At 64.0% G+C, this 962-nt stretch carries 1 protein-coding gene; it reads left to right on the forward strand.

The window, feature by feature from the left end; translation table 11 throughout:
- The first annotated feature begins 35 nt into the window (after window positions 1–35).
- Window positions 36–932 carry an alpha/beta fold hydrolase gene (locus tag K728_RS0100005; protein WP_024475437.1) on the forward strand — a complete coding sequence of 299 codons (897 nt, stop codon included), beginning with the start codon at window positions 36–38 and terminating at the stop codon, window positions 930–932.
- The last annotated feature ends 30 nt before the right edge of the window (window positions 933–962 follow it).

The raw sequence follows: 962 nt of genomic DNA on the forward strand, positions 1-962 counted from the left end.
CCCCGACCCCTCCGCCGAGAAGTTAGAGTAGCTGCATGTTTGAGGCTTTTACGGAATTCGTGACGACGGTTGACGGGGTCGATATTGCGGGCAGGATCTCCCGCCCCACGGATGAACCCAAGCCGGCGCTGCTGCTGCTGCACGGGCATCCCGAATCTCACGTGATGTGGCACAAGATTGCCGACCGGCTGACCGAGCGCTACACCGTGGTGATGCCTGACCTGCGCGGCTATGGTTCCTCGGGAATTCCGGCCAGCGATCCGGAGCACCAGACCTACAGCAAGCGCACGATGGCCCGAGACCAGGCGCTTCTGATGCAGCATTTCGGCGCTGAGCGCGGATTCCGGCAGTTTGCGGTCTGCGCCCATGACCGCGGTGCACGGGTGGCCCACCGGCTGCTCACCGACCACCCGGACCTGGTGACCGCAGCAATGCTCCTGGACATCGCCCCCACCCTCGACATGTATGAAGCAACCGATAGAGCCTTTGCCGAGGCTTATTTCCACTGGTTTTTCCTCATCCAGCCGCAGCCGTTGCCGGAATCGCTCATAGAGGCCAACCCGCGCGCCTACATCGAGAATCTGATGGGAAGCAGGTATGCGGGCCTCGCCCCCTTTCCGCGGGATGTTCTCGACCAGTACGTTGCTGCCCTCTCCCGGCCCGGCGCAGTTCACGCGATGTGCGAGGACTACCGGGCGTCGTCGACCATTGACCTCGAGCATGACCGCCACGACCGGGCCAGCAATCTGCAGATCAGCACCCCGCTGCGGGTGCTGTGGGGGAAGCACGGGGTGGTCGGCAAGCAGTTCGATCCACTCGCACTCTGGCGCGAAATGGTCCCCAACGCGACCGGCCGGGCGCTCGACGCCGGCCACTACCTCCCCGAGGAAGCACCGGCAGACGTATTGGACGAGATCCTGAGCTTCCTCTAACGGCCGACACCGCCGGGTTGAACCTGCCTT

Source organism: Arthrobacter sp. CAL618, from assembly GCF_000468215.1.
In the GTDB taxonomy this organism is placed as follows: domain Bacteria; phylum Actinomycetota; class Actinomycetes; order Actinomycetales; family Micrococcaceae; genus Arthrobacter_D.